The sequence below is a fragment of the Pseudomonas sp. AC193 genome (assembly GCF_979258075.1).
Genome location: NZ_OZ409832.1, coordinates 4,108,554 through 4,130,869, shown reverse-complemented (window position 1 = coordinate 4,130,869; position 22,316 = coordinate 4,108,554). Strand labels below are relative to the sequence as shown.

20 protein-coding genes and 1 pseudogene are annotated in these 22,316 nt (G+C 59.6%); 12 read left to right on the top strand and 9 right to left on the bottom strand.

The annotated features are described in order from the left end of the window. Positions 1-285: 285 nt before the first annotated feature. Complete coding sequence (locus tag ACZZ0D_RS18705) at positions 286-630, bottom strand: hypothetical protein (protein WP_016983304.1); 345 nt, start codon at positions 628-630, stop codon at positions 286-288. 213 nt (positions 631-843) lie between these two features. Between ACZZ0D_RS18705 and ppc the strand changes: the two genes are divergently transcribed. The 7 genes from ppc (at position 844) to ACZZ0D_RS18670 (ending at position 8,149) form a co-directional block, all read left to right on the top strand. Continuing rightward, positions 844-3,474: a phosphoenolpyruvate carboxylase gene (gene ppc / locus ACZZ0D_RS18700; RefSeq protein WP_463553984.1), complete on the top strand. Its 2,631-nt coding sequence runs from the start codon at positions 844-846 to the stop codon at positions 3,472-3,474. A gap of 300 nt (positions 3,475-3,774) precedes the next feature. Continuing rightward, positions 3,775-4,425 carry an adenylate kinase gene (gene adk / locus ACZZ0D_RS18695; protein ID WP_053117556.1) on the top strand — a complete coding sequence of 217 codons (651 nt, stop codon included), beginning with the start codon at positions 3,775-3,777 and terminating at the stop codon, positions 4,423-4,425. Positions 4,426-4,518: 93 nt separating this feature from the next. Further along, positions 4,519-5,193 carry a tRNA (adenosine(37)-N6)-threonylcarbamoyltransferase complex dimerization subunit type 1 TsaB gene (tsaB, locus tag ACZZ0D_RS18690; RefSeq protein ID WP_212543967.1) on the top strand — a complete coding sequence of 225 codons (675 nt, stop codon included), beginning with the start codon at positions 4,519-4,521 and terminating at the stop codon, positions 5,191-5,193. 222 nt (positions 5,194-5,415) lie between these two features. After that, a complete protein-coding gene (locus ACZZ0D_RS18685) occupies positions 5,416-5,724 on the top strand; it encodes a hypothetical protein (RefSeq protein ID WP_053117564.1) in 309 nt (102 codons plus the stop codon). Continuing rightward, positions 5,724-6,584 carry a DUF72 domain-containing protein gene (locus ACZZ0D_RS18680; protein WP_463553983.1) on the top strand — a complete coding sequence of 287 codons (861 nt, stop codon included), beginning with the start codon at positions 5,724-5,726 and terminating at the stop codon, positions 6,582-6,584. Before ACZZ0D_RS18685 ends, ACZZ0D_RS18680 begins: the two co-directional genes overlap by 1 nt. A 33-nt stretch (positions 6,585-6,617) precedes the next feature. Further along, positions 6,618-7,454 carry an isocitrate lyase/PEP mutase family protein gene (locus ACZZ0D_RS18675; RefSeq protein WP_463553982.1) on the top strand — a complete coding sequence of 279 codons (837 nt, stop codon included), beginning with the start codon at positions 6,618-6,620 and terminating at the stop codon, positions 7,452-7,454. 2 nt (positions 7,455-7,456) lie between these two features. After that, positions 7,457-8,149, top strand: a complete 693-nt coding sequence (locus ACZZ0D_RS18670) for an extensin-like domain-containing protein (protein ID WP_463553981.1) — start codon at positions 7,457-7,459, stop codon at positions 8,147-8,149. Positions 8,150-8,152: 3 nt separating this feature from the next. On the opposite strand, the gene ACZZ0D_RS18665 is transcribed toward ACZZ0D_RS18670, so the two are convergent. Further along, positions 8,153-8,773: an energy transducer TonB gene (locus tag ACZZ0D_RS18665; RefSeq protein ID WP_463553980.1), complete on the bottom strand. Its 621-nt coding sequence runs from the start codon at positions 8,771-8,773 to the stop codon at positions 8,153-8,155. 92 nt (positions 8,774-8,865) lie between these two features. Between ACZZ0D_RS18665 and ACZZ0D_RS18660 the strand changes: the two genes are divergently transcribed. Next, positions 8,866-9,648 (top strand): class I SAM-dependent methyltransferase, encoded by a 783-nt coding sequence (locus ACZZ0D_RS18660; protein WP_463553979.1) that lies wholly within the window; start codon positions 8,866-8,868, stop codon positions 9,646-9,648. A 114-nt stretch (positions 9,649-9,762) separates the two neighbouring features. On the opposite strand, the gene ACZZ0D_RS18655 is transcribed toward ACZZ0D_RS18660, so the two are convergent. Continuing rightward, positions 9,763-10,398, bottom strand: a complete 636-nt coding sequence (locus tag ACZZ0D_RS18655; RefSeq protein ID WP_159813054.1) for a TetR/AcrR family transcriptional regulator — start codon at positions 10,396-10,398, stop codon at positions 9,763-9,765. A gap of 94 nt (positions 10,399-10,492) precedes the next feature. On the opposite strand from ACZZ0D_RS18655, the gene ACZZ0D_RS18650 reads away from it, so the two are divergent. Beyond that, the gene (locus tag ACZZ0D_RS18650; protein WP_463553978.1) at positions 10,493-11,593 is read left to right on the top strand and encodes an efflux RND transporter periplasmic adaptor subunit; all 1,101 of its coding nucleotides are present in this window, start codon (positions 10,493-10,495) and stop codon (positions 11,591-11,593) included. Positions 11,594-11,599: 6 nt separating this feature from the next. Further along, the gene (locus ACZZ0D_RS18645; RefSeq protein ID WP_463553977.1) at positions 11,600-14,668 is read left to right on the top strand and encodes an efflux RND transporter permease subunit; all 3,069 of its coding nucleotides are present in this window, start codon (positions 11,600-11,602) and stop codon (positions 14,666-14,668) included. 317 nt (positions 14,669-14,985) lie between these two features. On the opposite strand, the gene ACZZ0D_RS18640 is transcribed toward ACZZ0D_RS18645, so the two are convergent. Further along, positions 14,986-15,558 (bottom strand): hypothetical protein, encoded by a 573-nt coding sequence (locus ACZZ0D_RS18640; protein ID WP_463553976.1) that lies wholly within the window; start codon positions 15,556-15,558, stop codon positions 14,986-14,988. A gap of 102 nt (positions 15,559-15,660) precedes the next feature. Between ACZZ0D_RS18640 and ACZZ0D_RS18635 the strand changes: the two are divergent. Next, positions 15,661-16,752: pseudogene (locus tag ACZZ0D_RS18635) on the top strand (Fic family protein); the annotation flags it as partial. A gap of 127 nt (positions 16,753-16,879) precedes the next feature. On the opposite strand, the gene ACZZ0D_RS18630 reads toward ACZZ0D_RS18635, so the two are convergent. The 4 genes from ACZZ0D_RS18630 to plsB all read right to left on the bottom strand — a co-directional run bounded on the left by ACZZ0D_RS18630 (position 16,880) and on the right by plsB (position 21,339). Next, positions 16,880-17,569, bottom strand: coding sequence for a DUF4197 domain-containing protein (locus ACZZ0D_RS18630; protein ID WP_053117582.1), 690 nt, complete (start codon positions 17,567-17,569; stop codon positions 16,880-16,882). A 40-nt stretch (positions 17,570-17,609) separates the two neighbouring features. Beyond that, positions 17,610-18,008: a YbaY family lipoprotein gene (locus ACZZ0D_RS18625; protein WP_463553975.1), complete on the bottom strand. Its 399-nt coding sequence runs from the start codon at positions 18,006-18,008 to the stop codon at positions 17,610-17,612. Between the two features lie 51 nt (positions 18,009-18,059). Continuing rightward, positions 18,060-18,743 carry a hypothetical protein gene (locus ACZZ0D_RS18620; protein WP_463553974.1) on the bottom strand — a complete coding sequence of 228 codons (684 nt, stop codon included), beginning with the start codon at positions 18,741-18,743 and terminating at the stop codon, positions 18,060-18,062. 97 nt (positions 18,744-18,840) lie between these two features. Beyond that, positions 18,841-21,339: a glycerol-3-phosphate 1-O-acyltransferase PlsB gene (plsB, locus tag ACZZ0D_RS18615; RefSeq protein ID WP_463553973.1), complete on the bottom strand. Its 2,499-nt coding sequence runs from the start codon at positions 21,337-21,339 to the stop codon at positions 18,841-18,843. A gap of 238 nt (positions 21,340-21,577) precedes the next feature. On the opposite strand from plsB, the gene ACZZ0D_RS18610 reads away from it, so the two are divergent. Beyond that, positions 21,578-21,787: a cold-shock protein gene (locus ACZZ0D_RS18610; protein WP_053117589.1), complete on the top strand. Its 210-nt coding sequence runs from the start codon at positions 21,578-21,580 to the stop codon at positions 21,785-21,787. Between the two features lie 91 nt (positions 21,788-21,878). On the opposite strand, the gene ACZZ0D_RS18605 is transcribed toward ACZZ0D_RS18610, so the two are convergent. Continuing rightward, on the bottom strand, positions 21,879-22,256 hold the full coding sequence (locus ACZZ0D_RS18605; protein ID WP_463553972.1) for a hypothetical protein: 378 nt from the start codon (positions 22,254-22,256) through the stop codon (positions 21,879-21,881). Between the last annotated feature and the right edge of the window lie 60 nt (positions 22,257-22,316).

Here is a 22,316-nt window from a genome sequence, read left to right as displayed (position 1 = left end):
TGGTTACAGGTTCCGACCGGAGTGATTTTTCAAAAGTTCAGAAAAGATGGCTAATCGCCAAAATAATTTTTGACTGAATGGACAAGGCTCTAAAGCGGGAACTTTGGCGGGATAGAGCGGTACGCGCGGGGTTCTAAAAGCCAGAAAACACACGATTTTCAAATTGAAATACGATCCCTGTAGGAGTGAGCCTGCTCGCGAAAGCGGTGTGCCAGTCACCATCAATTTTGACTGATACACCGCTATCGCGAGCAGGCTCACTCCTACAGTTTGATGTGTGTTGTGTCAGTGTTTTTGCTTGCCTTCAACAGCCGAGAGGTCATGCAAATGCCGCCGCGACAACGCCAGAAAACGCGGCGTAGGCCCGACGTCCTCGTACAGCGGATCACCTTCCTCATCCGTCGCCACTACCGTCGAACCTTTCACATACGGCAGGCTCGCTTCGAACTCCTCAAGCGCGGCGCCAATCAGTTCGCCGAGCAATTCTTCGGCATGCCGTTTGGGGTACATCTCGGCAATCGCGGCCAGTCGCGCAGCCGCCTCAACGTCCAGATGAATCGTGTAGCCAGTGTCGGTCAGGCGACCTTTGGCGTTTTCTTCCCAATGCTGGGCGAGTTCACGAATTTTCATGATGACCTCATTTCGCACCTGCTCATGGCAGGTCTGGGTGAGTGTCCGCCGGGGCCGGCGGCAAGCCGTTGTACGGCTTACTGTTGAGACTAGCTTTCGGCCACAAGGTTTAAAGTCCCTTGGTCGGATGCTTGTAAGAAGCGGCGCAGAGCGGCACTCTCTAGGTCATGCACTCGTTTCTAAGCCGTCCGGATTACTGCTGGGGAATTGCTGATGACCGATATTGATGCACGCTTGCGCGAAGACGTTCACCTGCTCGGAGAGCTGTTGGGCAATACGATTCGAGACCAGTACGGCGAAGCGTTCCTCGACAAGATCGAGCAGATTCGCAAGGGCGCCAAGGCCGACCGCCGAGGCTCGATGGACGCTGAACTGAGCGCCAGCCTCAATCAATTGAGCGAAGACGAGCTGCTCCCGGTGGCGCGGGCGTTCAACCAGTTTCTCAACCTGGCGAACATCGCCGAGCAGTATCAGTTGATCCATCGGCGCGAAGAGTCGCAGCCGGCGCCGTTCGAATCCCGCGTATTGCCCGAGTTGCTCGCGCGTTTGCGCAACGAGGGCCACAGCGCCGAATCGCTGGCCCGCCAGCTGTCGCGACTGGAAATCGAACTGGTGCTGACCGCGCACCCCACCGAAGTCGCGCGGCGCACGCTGATCCAGAAGTACGACGCGATCGCCGGGCAACTCGCAGCCCAGGATCATCGCGACCTGACCAGCGCCGAACGTGAACAGATTCAAAACACCCTGCAACGGCTGATCGCCGAAGCCTGGCACACCGAAGAAATTCGCCGCACGCGACCGACGCCGGTTGACGAAGCCAAGTGGGGTTTCGCGGTGATCGAGCATTCGCTGTGGCAGGCGATTCCCAACCATATGCGCAAGGCCGACAAGGCTTTGTTTGAAGCGACCGGCCTGCGTTTGCCGCTGGAGGCGGCGCCGATTCGCTTCGCGTCGTGGATGGGCGGCGACCGTGACGGCAACCCCAACGTCACCGCCGCAGTGACCCGCGAAGTGTTGCTGCTGGCGCGCTGGATGGCCGCCGATTTGTACCTGCGCGATGTCGATCATCTCGCGGCCGAACTGTCGATGCAGCAGGCCAGCGATGCGCTCAAAGCCAAGGCTGGCGACAGCGCCGAACCGTATCGCGCAGTCCTTAAGCAACTGCGCGAACGCCTGCGTGCCACGCGCAATTGGGCACACGCCGCACTGACCGCGCCAACGCCTGCGCCGGCCGATGTGCTGAGCAACAATCGCGATCTGCTCGATCCGCTGGAACTGTGTTTCAACTCGCTGCACGAATGCGGCATGGGCGTGATTGCCGACGGGCCGTTACTTGATTGCCTGCGTCGCGCGGTGACGTTTGGCCTGTTCCTCGTGCGCCTCGATGTACGTCAGGATTCGTCGCGGCACAGCTCGGCGATGACCGAAATCACCGATTACCTCGGCCTCGGTCGTTACGAGGATTGGGATGAAGAACAGCGCATCGGCTTCCTCACGCAAGAGCTGACTAATCGCCGGCCACTGCTGCCGGCGCACTTCAAACCGTCAGCCGACACCGCCGAAGTGCTCAACACCTGCAAGGAAATCGCTGCCGCACCGGGCGCTTCGCTGGGTTCCTACGTGATCTCCATGGCTGGCGCCGCTTCCGATGTGCTCGCCGTGCAACTGCTGCTCAAAGAGTCCGGCGTGTTGCGGCCGATGCGTGTGGTGCCGCTGTTCGAAACCCTCGCCGACCTCGACAACGCTGGGCCGGTGATGGAGCGGCTGTTGCTGTTGCCGGGCTACCGCGCACGGCTGCAAGGCCCGCAGGAAGTGATGATCGGTTACTCCGACTCGGCCAAGGACGCCGGCACCACTGCAGCGGCCTGGGCACAATATCGTGCGCAGGAACGCTTGGTGGAAATCTGTCGTGAGCAGCAAGTTGAATTGCTGCTGTTTCACGGTCGCGGCGGCACCGTCGGCCGTGGCGGTGGCCCGGCGCACGCGGCGATTCTGTCGCAGCCACCGGGGTCGGTGGCGGGGCGTTTCCGTACCACTGAGCAGGGGGAAATGATTCGATTCAAATTCGGCCTGCCGGACATCGCCGAGCAAAACCTCAATTTGTATCTGGCAGCGGTGCTTGAAGCGACGTTGCTGCCACCGCCGCCACCGACGCCGGAATGGCGCCATCTGATGGACGAATTGGCGGCCGATGGTGTCAGTGCTTACCGTCAGGTGGTGCGAGAGAATCCGCAGTTCGTTGAGTATTTCCGCCAGTCCACGCCGGAGCAGGAGTTGGGCCGCTTGCCGCTCGGCAGTCGTCCGGCGAAACGCCGTGCGGGCGGCATCGAAAGTTTGCGGGCGATCCCGTGGATCTTCGGCTGGACGCAAACGCGGCTGATGCTGCCGGCGTGGCTCGGCTGGGAATCGGCGTTGAGCAAAGCGCTGGAGCGTGGCGAAGGCGAGTTGCTCGGGCAGATGCGCGAGCAGTGGCCGTTCTTCCGCACGCGCATCGACATGCTGGAAATGGTGCTGGCCAAGGCCGACGCGGACATCGCGTTGTCCTACGACGAGCGTCTGGTCGAGGCGGATTTGCTGCCGTTGGGCGCGCAGTTACGCGACCTATTGTCGCAGGCGTGCGCGGTGGTGCTTGGTCTGACCGGTCAGTCGCAGCTGCTGGCGCATAGCCCGGACACCCTCGAATTCATCCGTCTGCGCAATACCTACCTCGACCCGCTACATCTATTGCAGGCCGAGTTGCTGGCCCGTTCACGGCAGCAGAATGTCGAGCAGGGCAGCCCGGTGGAACAGGCGTTGCTGGTGTCTGTGGCGGGGATCGCCGCCGGTTTGCGCAACACCGGCTAACAGTTTTGGCGTGGCATGCGGCACCGGCCACAGGCGCCGGTTGCCGCTTTGCCTGACGGGTGAAAGTGCCGCCAGGCGACAGTTAATGATGGGGTTGCGACTTGGGTCACCGTGTCGCAGGGTCGCGGCGGGCGAAGGTTTCTCCGACTTTTGGCGTCTTGTGTGGGCGCAGCCTGCTGTGTATCTTGATCAGCCTTTGGCCGTTTCTGCGGCCACGTCCCGTATTTTCAGGATTCGTCCCAAGAGGCGAATCCTTTGTTTTGTAAAAGCTTTTTATAAAAAAATTGAGGAGCACATCTAATGCGCGTCATTCTGCTGGGAGCTCCCGGGGCCGGTAAAGGTACTCAGGCAAAGTTCATCACCGAAAAATTCGGCATTCCGCAAATTTCCACCGGTGACATGCTGCGTGCAGCGGTCAAGGCCGGTACTCCGCTGGGCGTGCAAGCCAAGAGCATTATGGATGCCGGCGGCCTGGTGTCGGATGACCTGATCATCGCACTGGTCAAAGATCGTATCGCTCAGCCTGACTGCGCCAACGGCTTCCTGTTCGACGGCTTCCCGCGCACCATTCCGCAGGCTGAAGCACTGGTTACTGCCGGCGTCGAGCTGGACGCTGTGGTTGAAATCGCTGTTGAAGACGAAGAAATCGTTCAACGCATCGCCGGTCGTCGTGTTCACGAAGCCAGCGGCCGCGTTTACCACATCGTCTACAACCCGCCGAAAATCGCTGGCAAAGACGACATCACCGGCGAAGAGCTGGTACAGCGCAAGGACGACACCGAAGAAACCGTGCGTCATCGCCTGTCGGTTTACCATTCGCAGACCAAGCCGCTGGTGGAGTTCTATCAGAACCTGTCCGCCAAAAATGCTGGCAAGCCGAAGTACAGCCACATTCCAGGCGTAGGTTCGGTTGATGCAATCACCGCCAAGGTGCTGGCAGCGCTGAGCTGAAAAGTCTGAATCGCAGCATCATCCACGGCCCGCTTGCGGGCCGTAGTTGTTTATACTGACGCACTTTTTCCCACCCCTGTTTTGGAAACATCGATGAGCACCTTGCTGGCCCTGGACACCGCGACTGAAGCTTGCTCCGTTGCCTTACTGCATGACGGCAAGGTCACGAGCCATTACGAGGTGATCCCGCGCCTGCACGCGCAGAAGCTGCTGCCGATGATTCAGCAACTGCTGGCCGACGCTGGCACCACGTTGCAAGCGGTCGATGCGATCGCTTTCGGTCGCGGGCCGGGTGCGTTTACCGGTGTGCGGATTGCCATTGGTGTCGTGCAGGGCCTGGCGTTTGCGCTGGATCGCCCGGTGTTGCCGGTGTCCAACCTCGCGGTGCTGGCGCAGCGGGCTTTGCGTGAACATGGCGTGAGCCAGGTCGCGGCGGCCATCGATGCGCGCATGGATGAAGTGTATTGGGGCTGCTACCGCGAGACGGCGGGGGAGATGCGTCTGGTCGGCGCCGAAGCGGTGCTGCCGCCGGAAGTGGTCGCGCTGCCGGCGGATGCCAGTGGCGACTGGTTTGGTGCCGGCACCGGTTGGGGCTATGCCGAGCGCATCGCAGTCAATCTGACGGGTTCCGACGCAGGCATGCTGCCCCACGCCGAAGATCTGCTGACGTTGGCGCGTTTCGCTTGGGAGCGCGGCGAATCAATCCCCGCAGACGATGCACAACCGGTTTACCTGCGCGACAAAGTCGCCACCCCCAAGGCTCGCTGAGCCTTTAAAAGATCGCAGCCTTCGGCAGCTCCTACAGGGATCACATTCCAACTGTAGGAGCTGCCGAAGGCTGCGATCTTTTGATTTTCAAAACACCAATCGTCAGTTTCCAGCCCCTCGCTTTAAACCTTTTGCGCTTTATGTGTTCTAGTTATCACTCGGCAGTTTGCTAAGTCGGCCCGGTGCCGCTAAATTGCCATCATCGATACCGAGCATGAATTTATGCGTATAGACGGCCTCTCCTCTCAGTCTTATCCCATCAAGCGCAAGCCTCGCAAAGGCAATGTGACCGTGGATGAATCCGTCGACGATATCGACGGCGAGCTGGAATTCCCGACTGAAGAGCAACTGGCCGCCCGCGCTGCCAAAGCTTCCGCACAACGCCTGGCCAATCTGCCCGCCCGCCAACAAGACATGATTTACCACCGCGCCATGAGCAAAAGCGTAGCGATGGCCCTCGCCAGCTACCTGAGCACTGCCGGTTTTGTCGATTGGGATGCAGACGTGCTGGGCCTCGATCTGTACATCTGATGGATTTGCCTTACTACCTCGGTTGCCCGTCCTGGAGCGAAAACGCCTGGCGCGAGTATCTCTACCCGGTAGACGCAAAAACCTCTGACTTCCTCGGTCTCTATTCTCAAGTGTTCAACGCCGTCGAAGGCAATACGACCTTCTACGCCAGCCCGTCGCCGGCCACTGTGCAGCGATGGGCCGAAGTCATGCCCGAACACTTTCGCTTCACCGCCAAATTCCCCGGCGACATCAGCCACAGCGGCGACTTGCGCGAGCAACTGACCGCCGCCGAAACCTTCCTGCAATTACTCAAACCCCTCGGTCAGCGTGTTTCGCCGTTGTGGCTGCAATTATCGAAAAGCTTCACGCCACATCGGCTGCCGGAACTGGCGGCGTTCATCGATGCGCTGTATTGCCCGCTGGCGGTGGAAGTGCGCCATGAACAGTTCTTCGCCAAGGGTGAGAGCGAACGTTTGCTCAATCGCTTGCTGCTGGATCGTGGCGTCGAGCGCATCTGCCTCGATCCGCGTGCACTGTTCAGTTGCCTGTCGACCGAATCCTCGGTGATTCATGCGCAATCGAAAAAGCCCCGCGTGCCGACGCGCCCGGCGGCATTCACGCAATTCCCGCAGGTGCGCTTCATCGGCCATCCCGAGCTTGAGGCCAACGACACCTTCCTCGTGCCGTGGGTGGCGAAAATCGCCGAGTGGATCGAAGAGGGCCGCACGCCGTACATCTTCCTGCACACCGCCGACAACCTGTTGGCGGCGAAGCTGGCGCAACGTTTTCACGCACAATTGATGCAACGTTTGCCTGGCCTGCCACCGCTGCCTGAGCTATACAGAGAACCCGCCGCCGAGCAACTTGGCCTGCTCTGAGGCGGATTCGTTTTCCTGCCCGGGAGCCAGCCGATGGACGCCTCAGACCTTCAAGCACAAACCCGTAAAGCCCACGCTTTCAAAGCGCTGCATGAGCGTGCGGAAGTCTTCGTCATTCCCAATCCGTGGGATGCAGGTTCGGCGAAGATGCTCGCCAGCCTCGGCTATCAGGCCTTGGCCACGACCAGTGCCGGTTATGCGTTTTCCCAGGGCAAGGCCGATGGCGCGTTGAGTCTTGATGAGACCTTGGCCAACGTCCGCGCGATTGTCGCTGCGACCGATTTACCGGTGGCGGTGGATCTGGAAAACGGCTTTTCTGATGACCCGACCGAGTCCGCGAAAAGCTTGTTGCGTGCCGCCGAAGCGGGCGCGGTCGGTGGTTCGATCGAAGACGCGACGGGGCGCCCGGATGCACCGATCTATTGTTTCGAACATGCCGTCGCGCGCATCGAAGCCGCCGTCGCTGCCGTGCGCACGCTGCCATTTCCTTTCATTCTCACCGCGCGTGCGGAGAACTATCTGCACGGCAATCCTGACCTCGATGACACCATTCGCCGCTTGAAAGCCTTCGCCGACGCTGGCGCCGACGTGCTGTACGCGCCGGGTTTACGCAACGCCGAGGAAGTGTTGGCGGTGGTACGTGCGGTGGCGCCGAAACCGGTCAACGTGTTGATGTCCGGCGGTTTGAAACTGACCGTGCAGGAATTGCAGGACATGGGCGTGCGCCGCATCAGCACCGGTTCGGCATTGGCGCTGGCGGCGTTCGGCGAGTTCTTCCGCGCTGCCGAAGAGATTCAGCAGTCCGGCACGTTCGGCTTCACCTCGCAATCGATGCCGTATGCCAAAGCCAATCAGCTCTTCAAAGGCTGAACATGGGGCGATGGATATTTTGCCTGGTGCTGTTGATGATCGGTGGTGCCGCGTTCAGTGTCTGGCGCGGCTGGCTGCAGGTGCCGCCGCAGTGGAATCCGTGGGCGCCGCTGGACGTGAAAGCCGCGCCTAATTGGCTCACCGGTTACAAGCTGATGCGCTTGCGCAGTGATCCAGAACTTTGCGCTCAAGCGTTGAGCAGCTCTGATCTGCGCGTCACCCGGCAATCCGACAGCCCCGACGCCAAGTGCCCGCTGATCGGCGCTTTGCGCGTGCAGGGCGGCGAGGTGGCGCTGAGCAGCAGTTTCCTCGCCAGTTGTCCGTTGGCGGTCGCCTACGCCATGTTTGAACACCACACCCTGCAACCCGCCGCGCAAGCGGTATACGGCGAGAAAGTCGTACGCCTCGATCACCTCGGCAGTTTCGCTTGCCGCAATATCTACAACCGCGAGAGCGGCGCACTCAGCCGTCATGCCAGTGCCGATGCGCTGGACATCGCCGGGTTTCGTCTGGCTGACGGGCGCAGCATCAGCGTGCTCAAGGACTGGCCGAAGCAAAATCAGGACGCGCAATTTCTACGGCAGGTGCGCGACGGCGCCTGCGAAGCGTTCAGTGTGGTGTTGAGTCCGGATTACAACGCTGCCCATCGCAATCACTTTCATGTCGATGTCGGACGCTGGAGCGTGTGTCGCTAGAGGTTACGCGGCGAGGCGCAGGTTCTGCAGAACGATCGGGCGTGCCCAGCCGTTGTCGAAGTCCAGCGCCTTCTGTTGCTCGACGATTTCTTCCGGGGGGAATGGCGGATAAGGTTTCTGCATCAGGTCGAGGTCGAACTCGGCAATCGGCAGGTACAGAGGCTTTTTCTGCGGCGCCGGGCCCGGTTCTGGCATTGGCTGGCCGTTGTTGATAACCACAGGGCGAACCCAGCTGCTGTCGAAATCCTGCTGCTCTTGCTGCGCTTTCAGTTTTTCTGCCGGGAACGGTGGGAACGGCTTGTCGAGCAGATCGGTTTCGAATTCGGCAATCGGCAGGAACAGCGGCTCCGGCGGACGCACTTGAGTTTCTACCACATCGCATTCGCGCTGGCTGACGATGTGCGCGTGCAGGTCGCTGCCGACGGTCGGCTCTTCGCTGCTGCTCAGGTCAACCGGTGGAAACGTGCCGCAGGCCGGCACCACATCACTCGTCTGCTCGGCCAGCGCCTGGGCAAAAAAATCCTGCCACAGGTGACTGACGCCGCTCAGTGCTTGAGTGTTTTGACGGCTAAAGTCGCCATGGGGCGAAATGTAGCCAATCGATGTGGGAAGAATGCCTGACATTTTTTTCGGTTGACGCTCAGCTCTGGCAAAATGTGCGTTGAATGAGTTATCGGCGGTTTTTGCCGCTCCTTGAATTTTTGAGCGTGTTTTCCATGATTGAGCAACCCGCGGCCTGCCGCATCCATGTCGAAGCCCTCGGCGCGACGTTTGAAGCGCAAGCTGTGCAGTGGGCCGAGCGTCTCGGTCTGCCGCGCGAGGTGGCTGACGGCGAGTTTGCCTTGCAGGTCGGCGAGCAGGGGTTGCAGCTGCAACAGCTCGGCCCGGACGCACCGGGGCCGGTGCGGGTCGACTTCGTTGAGGGTGGCGCGGCGCATCGGCGTTTATACGGTGGCGGCAGCGGGCAGATGATCGCCAAGGCTGTCGGCGTCGCGCAAGGCGTGCGCCCGCGTGTGCTGGATGCGACGGCGGGGCTGGGCAAGGATGCGTTCGTGCTGGCCAGTCTGGGTTGCGAGATGAGCCTGATCGAGCGCCAGCCGCTGATCGGCGCGCTGTTGGAGGATGGGCTGGCGCGTGGTGCGGAAGATTTCGAAGTAGCGCCGATCGTGGCGCGGATGAAATTGCTCAAGGGCAATTCCATCGAGGTCATGCAGAACTGGGAAGGTGAGGCGCCGCAGGTGATTTATCTCGACCCGATGTTTCCGCACCGCGAGAAGACCGCGTTGGTGAAGAAGGAGATGCGTCTGTTCCGGCCGCTGGTGGGCGATGATCCGGATGCGCCGGCGCTGTTGCAGGCTGCGCTGGCACTGGCGACGCACCGGGTGGTGGTCAAACGACCGCGCAAGGCGCCGTGCATTGAAGGGCCGAAGCCGAGCCATGCGCTGGATGGCAAATCGAGCCGCTACGACATCTACCCGAAGAAAGCGCTCAAGCCTTAAACCGCGTCGCCCTTATCGCGAGCAGGCTCACTCCTACAATTGATCTGTGGTGCACACAAATCCACTGTAGGAGTGAGCCTGCTCGCGATAGGGCCAGCCCAAACAGCGCAAAAGCTAAGGTTTGTAAGCGCGCATAAACAACCCCACCACTTCCTCAATATGGCTTTCCGCAGCCTCTTCGCTCAACGGCTCCCCGCAACCAAACATCAGCCGGAAATTCCCGGCGCCTTTGATCAGGCAAAAGAAATGCTCGGCGGCATTGCGCGGCAGGTCGATGTTCAGCGCGCCCGTCTCATGGATGCGCGTCAGCAAGCGCTCCATCCCTTGCACCATGCGCTGTGGGCCGGCCTCGAAGAAGATCAGTGAAAGCTTCGGATCCTGCACCCCCAACGCCATGATCAAACGGTGCAGATTCACCGATTCATCGCTGTTGATCAGGTGATGAAAGCCTCGGGCAATGTTCAGCAACACATTTTCCACGGCGATGCCTTCCGGCAATTCGAAGATCAGTGTGGGTAATTGCTCCTCGCATTTGGCCATCACGGCGGCGGAGAACAGCGTCTCCTTGTCGTTGAAATGGCTGTAAACCGTCAGCTTCGACACGCCAGCCTCGCTGGCGACCGCGTCCATGCTGGTGTTGGCATAGCCATGACTCAGAAACAGAATTTTCGCCGCGTCGAGGATCGCCTGGCGTTTGGCCAGATCCTTGGGGCGGCCCGGGCCGTTTGGAGCTGAAAGATTGTTCGACATTCTTCGCTTTTAATACTGGACTGGTGAGTTTGCTATTAATAACATACCCGCCAGTATAATTATTCCAAGCACCATTAGCGAAAGGTCCGTCACCATGTTCCGCCATGCGTTGTCCTGTGCGTTGCCAGCGAGTCTGGCGTTCCTTTTGTCAGCGTGCGGTCAGGAAGAAGTGACGCAAGTCACCGTGCGACCGGCCATGGTGGTGCAGCCAGAGCCTTCGGCGCAGGCGATGGAAAGTTATCCGGGCGAGGTGCGCGCCCGCTACGAACCTGATTTGGCGTTCCGCATTGGTGGCAAAATCAGCCGACGACTGGTCGATGAAGGTCAGCGCGTGAAGGCCGATCAACCGCTCGCTGAACTCGATCCGCAAGACGTGCGCCTGCAACTGGAGGCCACACGCGCGCAAGTCGCCGCCGCCGAAGCCAATCTCAATCTGGTGCGCGCCGAGCGCGATCGCTACAAAACCCTGATGGATCGGCAGATGGTCAGCCGCTCGGCTTACGACAACGCCGAAAACCTTTACCGCTCAGGTGAAGCCCGCCTCAAACAAATCAAAGCTGAATTCAACGTCTCGACCAATCAGGCCAGTTACGCGGTGCTGCGTGCGCCGCAGGACGGCGTGGTGGCCAAGCGTTCGGTGGAAGTCGGCCAAGTGGTTGCCGCCGGACAGACCGTGTACACCCTCGCCACCGATGGCGAGCGTGAGGTGTTGATCAGCCTGCCCGAGCAAAGCTTCGGCCGCTTCAAGGTCGGTCAGCCAGTGTCCGTCGAATTGTGGACGCAGCAGAACCAGCGGTTCGCCGGACAAATTCGCGAACTGTCGCCCGCCGCCGATCCACGCTCGCGCACCTTTGCCGCGCGCATTTCGTTCACCGCCGGCAAAGTCCCGGCCGAACTGGGCCAGAGCGCTCGCGTGTTTGTGCAATCGGCCGACGCCGTGTCGCTGTCGGTACCGCTCTCGGCACTCACCGCTGAAAACGGTGCGACCTACGTCTGGGTGGTCAACGGCAACAACACGTTGAAGAAAACCCCGGTGCGCGTTGGCCCGTTCGGCGAAAAAACCGTGCCGGTGCTTGAAGGCTTGAACGCCAGCGACTGGGTGGTGGCGGCCGGCGTGCATGTGCTTTTGGAAGGTCAGCAGGTGCGTCCGGTGGATCGCTCCAACCGTGTGGTCAATCTGGCGGACAAGGAGTAAGTCCCGATGCGCTTCAACCTTTCCGGATGGGCGCTGCGTAATCGCCAGATCGTCCTGTTCCTGATGCTTTTGCTGGCCATCGTCGGCGCGTTGTCCTACACCAAACTCGGCCAGAGTGAAGACCCGCCGTTCACCTTCAAAGCCATGGTCATTCAGACCCGCTGGCCGGGTGCGACCGCGCAGGAGGTCTCGCGCCAGGTCACCGAACGCATTGAAAAGAAACTGATGGAAACCGGTGAGTACGAGCGCATCGTCTCGTTCTCGCGTCCCGGTGAATCGCAGGTCACGTTTATCGCCCGCGACTCGATGCATTCCAAGGAAATCCCCGACCTCTGGTACCAGGTGCGCAAGAAGGTCGCCGATATCCGCCACACGTTGCCGCCGGATATTCAGGGGCCGTTTTTCAACGATGAATTCGGCACCACGTTCGGCAATATCTACGCGCTGACCGGTGATGGTTTCGACTACGCGGTGCTCAAGGATTACGCCGACCGCATCCAGATCCAGCTGCAACGGGTCAAGGATGTCGGCAAGGTTGACTTGCTCGGTTTGCAGGACGAAAAAATCTGGGTCGAGTTATCCAACGTCAAACTGGCGACCCTCGGTTTGCCGTTGGCGGCGGTGCAACAGGCGCTGCAAGAGCAGAATGCGGTTTCGACTGCGGGATTCTTTGAAACTGGCAGTGAGCGATTGCAGCTACGGGTGTCGGGGAATTTTCAGACAGTCGACGAGATAAGAAACTTCCCGATCCGTGTCGGTGATCGCACGTTCCGCATCTCCGATGTCGCCGATGTGCGCCGTGGTTTCAACGATCCACCGGCACCGCGCATGCGCTTTATGGGCGAGGATGCGATCGGTCTGGCCGTGGCGATGAAGGACGGCGGCGACATTCTGGTGCTCGGTAAAGCGCTGGAAGTGGAGTTCTCGCGGATCCAGAAAAACCTTCCGGCCGGCATGCAATTGCGCAAGGTTTCCGACCAGCCAGCGGCAGTGAAAACCGGGGTCGGCGAGTTCGTCCAGGTGTTGGTCGAAGCGCTGGCGATTGTCTTGCTGGTGAGCTTCTTCTCCCTCGGCGTGCGCACCGGCATGGTCGTGGCGCTGACCATTCCGCTGGTGCTGGCGATGACCTTCGCCTGCATGTATTACCTGAACATCGGTCTGCACAAGATTTCCCTCGGCGCGTTGGTATTGGCGCTGGGGCTGTTGGTGGACGACGCGATCATTGCCGTGGAAATGATGGCAATCAAAATGGAGCAGGGTTTCGATCGCATCCGCGCGGCGAGTTATGCCTGGACCAGCACCGCGTTCCCGATGCTCACCGGCACGTTGATCACCGCTGCCGGCTTCCTGCCGATTGCCACTGCGCAGTCGGGCACCGGCGAATACACCCGATCAATCTTTCAGGTGGTGACCATCGCGCTGCTCGCTTCGTGGGTGGCGGCGGTGATGTTCGTGCCGTATCTGGGGGAAAAACTCCTGCCGGATCTGGCGAAAATTCACGCCGCCAAACACGGCACGGGCGATGGTCAGCCGGATCCGTATGGCACGCCGTTTTATCAGCGTGTTCGGCGGCTGGTCGAGTGGTGTGTGGTGCACCGTAAAACCGTGATCGTGCTGACGGTGGGGCTGTTTATCGCTTCGGTAATGTTGTTCCGTTACGTTCCGCAGCAGTTCTTCCCGGCCTCCAATCGACTGGAATTGATGGTCGATCTAAAACTGGCCGAAGGCGCATCGCTGGCCAATACCACCGGTGAGGTCAAACGCCTGGAGGCGATGCTCAAGGATCACGCCGGCATCGATAATTACGTGGCGTATATCGGCACCGGTTCGCCGCGTTTCTATCTGCCGCTGGATCAGCAGTTGCCGGCGGCGAGCTTCGCGCAGTTTGTGGTGTTGGCGAAAACCATCGAGGAGCGTGAAGCGCTGCGCAGCTGGTTGATCAGCACATTGAACGAGCAATTCCCGGCGATGCGTTCGCGGGTCACGCGTCTGGAGAATGGCCCGCCCGTGGGTTACCCGGTGCAGTTCCGCGTCACCGGCGAACACATCGAAGAAGTCCGTGCGTTGGCGCGCAAAGTGGCGACCAAGGTTCGCGAGAATCCGTATGTGGTCAACGTGCATCTGGATTGGGAGGAACCGAGCAAAGTCGTGTACCTGAACATCGATCAGGATCGTGCCCGGGCGCTCGGTGTGAGCACGGCCAATCTGGCGAAGTTTCTGCAGAGTTCGCTGACCGGCGCGAGTGTCAGTCAGTACCGCGAAGACAACGAGTTGATCGAGATTCTGCTGCGCGGCACGGTGCATGAGCGCACCGAGTTGTCGTTGCTGCCGAGTCTGGCGGTGCCGACGGACAACGGCCGCAGTGTGGCGTTGTCGCAGGTCGCAACGCTGGAATATGGTTTTGAGGAAGGGATTATCTGGCACCGCAATCGGTTGCCGACGGTGACGGTGCGCGCGGACATTTATGGCAAGGAGCAGCCGGCGACGTTGATCAAGCAGATCATGCCGACGCTCGATCCGATTCGCGCGGAGTTGCCGGATGGGTATTTGCTGGAGGTCGGCGGCACGGTGGAGGATTCCGAGCGTGGGCAGAAGTCGGTGAATGCCGGGGTGCCGATGTTTATCGTGGTGGTGCTGACGCTGTTGATGGTGCAGTTGCGCAGTTTTTCGCGCACGGCGATGGTGTTTTTGACGGCGCCGTTGGGGTTGATCGGGGTGGTGCTGTTTTTGATGGTGTTCCGTCAGCCGTTCGGGTTTGTGGCGATGTTGGGGACGATTGCGTTGTCGGGGATGATCATGCGCAATTCGGTGATTCTGGTGGATCAGATTGAGCAGGATATCAAGTCGGGGCTTGGGCCTTGGCAGGCGATTATTGAGGCGACTGTGCGGCGGTTTCGGCCGATTGTGTTGACGGCGCTGGCGGCGGTGTTGGCGATGATTCCGTTGTCGCGCAGTGTGTTTTTTGGGCCGATGGCGGTGGCGATCATGGGCGGGTTGATTGTTGCTACGGCTTTGACGCTGTTGTTTTTGCCGGCGTTGTATGCGGCTTGGTTCAGGGTTCGGCGGGAGGCTTGATCTTTTGTGTTACGTGGCGGCCTTCGGGCCGACCATGTTCTGGGTGTTCTTTGTGAATATCCGTTTTTGCGGGGGTTGCGGCTGGCGGTTTCGCCCTTACGGCGAGTCCCTTTGGCAAACGCCCCAAAGGAACCAAAGGTCTGTGCCCTGACGTCCGGCCCTCGCTAAGGCTCGGGTTCCTTCGCTCCGGGTTCATCCGGGGGCATCGCCTACGGTTTGCTTCGCTGCACCTCCTCTCGATGCTTTCCCCGTATGAATCCCTCCACTCAGCCTCCCGACGGGCTCTAAGATCAAAAGCAGGCGAGCTGACACTCGGCCTAGTGGTTGGCGTGGGTGCGCCACGATTCCTTGTAGGAGCTGCCGAAGGCTGCGATCTTTTGATCCTGCTTTTGTAGGAGCAGAGCTTGCTCGCGAAGGCGGCCTGACAGCCGACCTGTTTCTGCCCGGATGTTCACGATCCAATTGTAGGAGTGAGCCTGCTCGCGATAACGGCCTGCCAGCCAACCATGCTCTGTCTGATTCAACACCATCCAATTGTAGGAGTGAGCCTGCTCGCGATAACGGCCTGCCAGCCAACCATGCTCTGTCTGACTCAACACGATCCAATTGTAGGAGTGAGCCTGCTCGCGATAACGGCCTGCCAGCCAACCAGGCTTTATCTGATTCAACACCATCCAATTGTAGGAGTGAGCCTGCTCGCGAAGGCGGCCTGCCAGCCAACCATGCTCTGTCTGATTCAACACCATCCAACTGTGGGAGTGAGCTTGCTCGCGAAGGCGGCCTGCCAGCCAACCATGCTCTGTCTGATTCAACACCATCCAACTGTGGGAGCGGGCTTGCTCGCGAAGGCGGCCTGACAGCCGACCAATTTCTGCCTGAGTTGCCTCCATTTCCTTCCTACATCTTTTTCAGAAACCTCCGATATTGAGCCTGTCCCCCCTCGGGTGTTGTACTCCAGCGTCTGTTTTCAACCGCCTCGAGTCCACCCTTTCATGAAAAACCCACCCGTCTTCAAAGGCCGATCCGATCCCGTGTTCAATCTTCTGCTGCGCTCGCCGCACAAGCAGCGTCTGGAGGATTATCTGGCGTTGCTCAAGCCGCTGGATGATCAGGGCCGTTATCTGCCTTTCGAGGCGTTGCGCTATCGCTGGGCGTCCGGGTTGGATGTGAAGCTGTGTTGGGCGTTGGTCAAGAAGGCGCGGGTGGCGCAGTACGTCAATCTGTTGCCGTTGGGCGAGCCGGTGCAGTGGGGCAAGTATGTGCTGACGCCGTTGGCGCAGATCACGTTGTCGTTGGTGGATCGGCAGACGACTTTTGCCGCTCTGGATTACATGACTCGGCAAATTGGAGAACAGGCGCATTGCAGTTATTTGCTTAATGATTTGATCGAGGATGAGGCCATCGCCAGTAGTCAGTTAGAGGGCGCGGCGACGACTACGCGTGTGGCCAAAGACATGCTCAGGCATCGGCGTCAGCCGCGTACGCCGGATGAGCGGATGGTGATGGGCAACTACAGGATGATGAATTTCGCGTGGGAGAAACGCGATGTGCCCATGAGTGTGGATTTGATCGCTGCGATGCATCGGGTGGGTGTGGAGGGGATTGCTGACGAGGACTATTCTCCGGGCGTTTTCCGGGCGAATGATGAGGTGGTTGTTCAGGACGGCGCGGGCAATACGGTGCATCGTCCTCCGTCTGCTGCCGGATTGATTTCGCGGCTGGGGAGGTTGTCGGACTGGATCAATTTGCCTGAGGGATCACCTCAGGAGAAGGGTTATGTGCATCCACTGATCAAGGCGATCACGCTGCATTTTGCCTTGGGTTACGAGCATCCCTTTCGCGACGGTAACGGGCGGGTCGCGCGGGCGTTGTTTTACTGGTTCATGTTCAAGCATGAGTTTGCGGCGTTTCGTTACATTGCGATCAGTTTGCTGCTGCGCAATTCGCCGGTGAAGTATGGGCGCTCTTATTTGCACAGCGAAGCGGATGAGCTGGATCTGACGTACTTCATCGAGTTTCAGTGTTCGGTGATTCAGCGAGCGGTAAGCCGGTTCACTGACGTGTACCGCAAGAGCGTGGTTCACATGACCCATGCAGCCTGACAGAAAACCCTGTAGGAGCTGCCGAAGGCTGCGATCTTTTGATCTTCAATGCTCGACAGCAAAGACAAGATCAAAAGATCGCAGCCTGCGGCAGCTCCTACACGTGACGTTACAGCGTGCCGAAGACTTTTTTCGCCAGACTCGTCGCCGCAGCGGCCGGGTTCTGGCGGATGGTTTCTTCCTGTTTGCCGATCATTTCGAACAAGCCGTTCAGTGCCTGTTCGGTGACGTAGTTTTCGACATTCGCGCTTTTCGCATCGACCACACCGAACGCTGCAGCCTGGCCGGCGAACGAGTTGTACTTCTGCGCCACGCCGACTTTGTCGGTCGCCTGTTTGACGATCGGCAGGAACTTGGCGCGGATTTGTTCGCGGCTGGATTTGTCGAGGTATTGCGTGGCTGAATCCTGGCCGCCGCTGAGGATGCCTTTGGCGTCAGCGACGCTCATTTTTTTCACGGCGTCGACGAGGATTGGCTGGGCTTGGGTCACGGCACTTTCCGCCGCTTTGTTCATCGCGGTTTCGAGTTCTTCAACCTGGGCGCCCATGCCGAAGGCTTTCATTTTGCTGGCGGCTTTGCCGAGTTTGCCCGGAAGTTCGATTTTCACCTCGGGGTTGTTGCTGAAGCCGCCCGGGGTGCCCAGTTGTTTGACGGCGATTTGCGCGCCTTGGGTCAGGGCATCCTTGAGGCCGCCGGTGGCGTCTTGTTGCGACAGGTCGCTCAGTGACAGGGCCAGAGCGTTGGCGCTGATCATCAGGCCGGCGCACAGGCCGGCGAAGCGAAGGGTAGGGCGGAGCATGGCGGCTTCCTTGTTGCAGAAAGTGGTGGCGGAGAATGAATTAACGAATCGCGTCGACGCGGATTTTCAGCGGCTGCGGGTCGTTGCCGTCAAGTTGCACGGCGTGGTTTTCGGTGGTGATGAACATCAGCTCGCCGTTGACTTCGATACGCGCGCTGACCGAATAACGGTGGCCGGGTTTGACCTGCGCCGGATCGTAGCTCAAGTGGAACGGCAGTGGCACCTGGCCTTTGATCGGGCCTTTCTGCTCGTCGAGCACGACCGCCGGGGCGTCGGCGAGGGTAACGTCTTGCAGGCTCACGCTCAGGGTCGCGCTCGGTGGCAGGGCGATGCGTTGCAGGTAGAACACTTCGCCATCGAGGCTGGCCTTGCCGGCGGGGGTGGTCGATTGGCAGGCGCTCAACAGCGTGGCGGCGGCGAGAAGGGTGAGTTTTTTCATCGGAACCTCTAATACTTTTGCGCCGGAAGAATCCCGGCGCCGAAGAGAAATCTAGCGGATTTTGCCATCAACGTCAGTGAACAAACGTAATGGTTTTTCCAGCCACTGCGAGATGTTCTGCAGCAACCGGGAGCTCAGGTTTTGCGAAACCGGTGCCAGTTCAACTTGCCGGGGCGTCACTTGAATGGATTGGTGGTAGCGGTTTTCAACGCCGCTCAATGTATAGCGTTTACCGGGTATGACGTCATCCGGGTCGTATTGCAGATAGAACGAAGTGGCTGTTTGCTCGTCGTGAGTGACGCGGGCCAGTTCTGTTGCATGGGCAGTATCGTGCAAGCTGATGGTGACCGCTTCATGCGCAGAGATCGGGCGAGCCTCCTGCACTTCGACATACAGAAAACCGATCGGGCTCAGGTGCAGCGTTTGACGGTGCGGAGCCTTGTTGACGATTACGAAGTAGTCCTGTTCAACCAGCAAGGGGCGCTGGTTATGGAACATCTGAATATTGATCTGATACTTGACGCCCACCTCGTTGTAGCGATGCGGGAAAGAAAACTTCCAGTCGACTTCGAAGACTGAAGAGTGTCGCCAGTCTTTGATGGCAATCGGGGAAGTTAAAGTAATGGCTTTGACGCTGACCACCGTTTCATTCTCGCCGCCCTCAGGAGCGCGGAAGTCTGGGGGCAGACGGAAGTCGACGGTGACAATGGGAGTTTGTTCGTGCAACAGGCTCATCTCGATATCCTTATCGCGATTATTAAAGTGAGCCTATTTATTCACGAATCAACTAACGAGAGAACCCGGCGGGCTCTCCGTTAGTTATCAGCAAGTTTCAGCCTTCGGCAATGACCGCTGTTTCAGCCGCATCTTCACTGCGATGCAGCGCAACCTGGCGGATCGACAAACGAATGTCCGCTGGCAGTACGCGCTTGGCCGCACCTTCGGCCAATTCACCGAGCAGTTCGTGGTAGCTGAGCTTGCCGGCCTCGTCGCGACGCAGCACGTCGAGGTCGAGCAGGGTCTGGATGAAGTGACGGAACAAGCTCTTGTCGAAGAACTCCGGCGCATTCAGCCCATGGAGGATCGACAGGCGCTGGGCCATGACGGTGCAGAGGTCTTCCAGTTCTTCGGCGCTGATGCTGTTCTGGCCGCTGTTGAGCAGCAAGGACACGGTCATGTAGAAACGCTGCAAGGTCTGCGCGATGCTTTTCGACAGCAATGTCAGCAACACAAAATGCCGCGAACTTGGCGCCGGACGCAGGTAGACGTCTTTCTCGAAACGCAGCAGACCTTGCTCGACGAATGCTTCCAGCCACTGATCGACCACGGCATCCAGTTCGTCCAGCGACCAGCGGATGAACAGCTCCGATTGCAAGTACGGATACAGCGCGCGGGTGTAGCGCAGGATCTGTTCGCGGCTCATGCGCGACGCACTCTGGAAGAAGCTCGCCAGCAACGCCGGCAGAGCGAAGATGTGCAGCACGTTGTTGCGGTAGTAGGTCATCAGGACGGCGTTCTGCTCGTCGAGATAGAGAATCTTGCCAAGCGCATCGTTCTGCTCGGACAGCAGATCCATGTCCTTCACGTGCTCGATCAAGGCACGACCATCGCCTTCCGGCAGCGTGGTGTGTGGCGAGTACGGGACTTTGCGCAGCAGCGCCAGATACAGATCCAGCACCCGCGCCATGGCGCGATCATCCAGCGCCAGGCGCGTGGTCGACAGCAGCGCCAGTGCCACCAGGTTGACCGGGTTGATCGCCGCCGCTTCGTTCAGATGCTGCGCGACTTTCTCGCCGAGGCGATTAGTGGTCTCGTTGAGCCACGCCGGTTTGAACTGTGGGCCGAGTTCCTGTTGGCGCCAGTCCGGTTGCTCGGCATCGAGGAATTCCGCCAGTTTGATCGGCTCGCCGAAGTTGACGGCGACCTGACCGAAGCGCTGCTTGAGCGCACCGATGACTTTGAAGATGTCGAAGATCGATTCTTTCTTCTTGCTCGCGCCGCGCAATTCGCCGAGGTAGGTACGCCCCTCCAGCACGCGCTCGTAGCCGATGTACACAGGTACAAACACGATCGGCATGCGCGACGAACGCAGGAAGCTGCGCATCGTAATGGCGAGCATGCCGGTTTTCGGTTGCAGCATGCGTCCGGTGCGCGAGCGGCCGCCCTCGACGAAGTACTCGACCGGGAAACCTTTGGTGAACAGCGTGTGCAGGTATTCGTTGAACACCGAGGTGTACAGCGGATTGCCCTTGAACGTGCGGCGCATGAAGAACGCGCCGCCATGCCGCAGCAGGCTGCCGATCACCGGCATGTTGAGGTTGATCCCGGCGGCGATGTGCGGCGGGGTCAGGCCGTTGCGGAACAGTAAGTACGAGAGCAGCAGATAGTCGATGTGGCTGCGATGGCACGGCACGTAGATCACTTCGTGACCCTGGGCGACCTTCTGCACGCCTTCGATGTGGTTGACCTTGATGCCGTCGTAAATCTTGTTCCAGAACCAGCTCAGCACCACTTCGAGGAAACGGATCGCGGTGTAGGTGTAGTCCGAGGCGATCTCGTTGCCGTAGCGCAGGGCCTGGGCCTTGGCTTTTTCCGGGGAGATGTTTTCGCGCTCGGCTTCGTCGAGGATCGCTTGCTTGACCAATGGCTGATTGAGCAGGCCTTTGACCAGATTGCGGCGGTGGGAAATGTCCGGGCCGATCACCGCGGCTTTCAGATTGCGGAAGTGTACGCGCAGGATCCGCTGGGCCATGCGCACGGTGCGCTCGTGACCCTTGTTGTGATCGATCAGCTCGCGCAGGTGAATCGGTGCGGAGAATTGCACGCGGGTTTTACGGCCGAGGACGATGATGCTCAGCAGACGACGCAGGCGTCCGGTAACGGCCCAGCTGTCGGCGAACAACAGTTTCCACGGACTGTTTTCGCTGTCGGGCGATTGGCCCCAGAACACGCTGACCGGAATGATCTGCGCGTCTTCGGCAGCGTTCTGGGTGAGGGCGCTCACGAGGCGAGTCAGTGTCGGCGGCGCGCCGCGTTTGTCCTGACGACCGAGCCAGTCCGGATCCGGCGTCAGGTAGAAAAACGCCGCTGGTTCAATCAGCGAACCCACCGACACCGGCAGTACCGGGCGCGGCAGGCCGGCCTTGGTGCACTCGGTGTCGAGCACGGCCAGATCGGTCAGCGAAGGGTTTTGCAGGACGTAGAACACCGGACGACTGCGGTCGAGGTTGAGGGTAAACGACGACTGGTTGATCGTCTCTGAGCGAACCCAGAGATACAACAGTCGGCGCAGGGTGCCAAACACAAGACGGCGGAACGGGGAACGGGTCATACGGCTTCTGCGTGAGTGAATAAAACCGAGCGTTTGCTCGGGCGGTCGATAGTGTGCCGTATTGGACGAAAATCGGCAAAAAAGCGGCGAAGTAATCTCCTGTTGAGACTTTTCGCACCTGTCATATACTCGGCGGTCTGTCGCCGGGGCCCTTTTATGGACGTCGGATGCAGGCTGACGTTCCTCAAAGGCTTTCCTGCGAAAAGCCTGTTCAATAATAAAAAAGGAGTATGAACAGATGGCAACACGTGAAACCGGCAACGTGAAGTGGTTCAACGACGCCAAAGGCTACGGCTTTATTCAGCGCGAAGACGGGGTGGACGTGTTCGTGCACTACCGCGCGATTCGCGGCGAAGGGCACCGGTCGCTGGCTGAAGGTCAGCAGGTTGAGTACGCGGTGATTACTGGCGAGAAGGGCTTGCAGGCGGAAGACGTTGTAGGCCTGTAACCTTGAAGATCAAAAGATCGCAGCCTTCGGCAGCTCCTACAGGTGTACACATGACCCTGTAGGAGCTGCCGAAGGCTGCGATCTTTTGCTTTTAAGCGGTTTTCCAGGTGATCTCTTCTTCACCGTCTGCGCTGATGCGCATCCAGCGATCAGCCGTCTCTTCACCTTCTTCCTCGACCCACGTGCCCGGCGCGCAACGCACTTCGACGTTCAGCGCAGCAAATGCCGCGCGGGCGCAGGCGATGTCGTCGTCCCACGGCGTCTGGTCGCTTTCCAGGTACAGGCTGTTCCACTTGCCCACGGCTTTCGGCAGCCAGGTCACTGGCACGTTGCCGGCCTTGCACTTCCAGGTCTGGCCTTTCTGAACCCAGTCGCTGCATGGGCCCAATGCGGCGCCCAGCCAGGCGGAAATGGCCTTATGGTCGACGTCGGCGTCTTTCAGGTAAATCTCGATATCCGGTTGGCGCATGGATGTCCTCACTGCGGTCTGAAAAATCCACTCGCGGATTTAGCCGGCCCCGGGCACTCG

Excerpts from the sequence above, each read along its gene's own strand:
- ACZZ0D_RS18705 (WP_016983304.1), bottom strand. The coding sequence starts at position 630 with ATGAAAATTCGTGAACTCGCCCAGCATTGGGAAGAAAACGCCAAAGGT.
- ppc (WP_463553984.1), top strand. The coding sequence starts at position 844 with ATGACCGATATTGATGCACGCTTGCGCGAAGACGTTCACCTGCTCGGA.
- adk (WP_053117556.1), top strand. The coding sequence starts at position 3,775 with ATGCGCGTCATTCTGCTGGGAGCTCCCGGGGCCGGTAAAGGTACTCAG.
- tsaB (WP_212543967.1), top strand. The coding sequence starts at position 4,519 with ATGAGCACCTTGCTGGCCCTGGACACCGCGACTGAAGCTTGCTCCGTT.
- ACZZ0D_RS18685 (WP_053117564.1), top strand. The coding sequence starts at position 5,416 with ATGCGTATAGACGGCCTCTCCTCTCAGTCTTATCCCATCAAGCGCAAG.
- ACZZ0D_RS18680 (WP_463553983.1), top strand. The coding sequence starts at position 5,724 with ATGGATTTGCCTTACTACCTCGGTTGCCCGTCCTGGAGCGAAAACGCC.
- ACZZ0D_RS18675 (WP_463553982.1), top strand. The coding sequence starts at position 6,618 with ATGGACGCCTCAGACCTTCAAGCACAAACCCGTAAAGCCCACGCTTTC.
- ACZZ0D_RS18670 (WP_463553981.1), top strand. The coding sequence starts at position 7,457 with ATGGGGCGATGGATATTTTGCCTGGTGCTGTTGATGATCGGTGGTGCC.
- ACZZ0D_RS18665 (WP_463553980.1), bottom strand. The coding sequence starts at position 8,773 with ATGTCAGGCATTCTTCCCACATCGATTGGCTACATTTCGCCCCATGGC.
- ACZZ0D_RS18660 (WP_463553979.1), top strand. The coding sequence starts at position 8,866 with ATGATTGAGCAACCCGCGGCCTGCCGCATCCATGTCGAAGCCCTCGGC.
- ACZZ0D_RS18655 (WP_159813054.1), bottom strand. The coding sequence starts at position 10,398 with ATGTCGAACAATCTTTCAGCTCCAAACGGCCCGGGCCGCCCCAAGGAT.
- ACZZ0D_RS18650 (WP_463553978.1), top strand. The coding sequence starts at position 10,493 with ATGTTCCGCCATGCGTTGTCCTGTGCGTTGCCAGCGAGTCTGGCGTTC.
- ACZZ0D_RS18645 (WP_463553977.1), top strand. The coding sequence starts at position 11,600 with ATGCGCTTCAACCTTTCCGGATGGGCGCTGCGTAATCGCCAGATCGTC.
- ACZZ0D_RS18640 (WP_463553976.1), bottom strand. The coding sequence starts at position 15,558 with ATGGAGGCAACTCAGGCAGAAATTGGTCGGCTGTCAGGCCGCCTTCGC.
- ACZZ0D_RS18630 (WP_053117582.1), bottom strand. The coding sequence starts at position 17,569 with ATGCTCCGCCCTACCCTTCGCTTCGCCGGCCTGTGCGCCGGCCTGATG.
- ACZZ0D_RS18625 (WP_463553975.1), bottom strand. The coding sequence starts at position 18,008 with ATGAAAAAACTCACCCTTCTCGCCGCCGCCACGCTGTTGAGCGCCTGC.
- ACZZ0D_RS18620 (WP_463553974.1), bottom strand. The coding sequence starts at position 18,743 with ATGAGCCTGTTGCACGAACAAACTCCCATTGTCACCGTCGACTTCCGT.
- plsB (WP_463553973.1), bottom strand. The coding sequence starts at position 21,339 with ATGACCCGTTCCCCGTTCCGCCGTCTTGTGTTTGGCACCCTGCGCCGA.
- ACZZ0D_RS18610 (WP_053117589.1), top strand. The coding sequence starts at position 21,578 with ATGGCAACACGTGAAACCGGCAACGTGAAGTGGTTCAACGACGCCAAA.
- ACZZ0D_RS18605 (WP_463553972.1), bottom strand. The coding sequence starts at position 22,256 with ATGCGCCAACCGGATATCGAGATTTACCTGAAAGACGCCGACGTCGAC.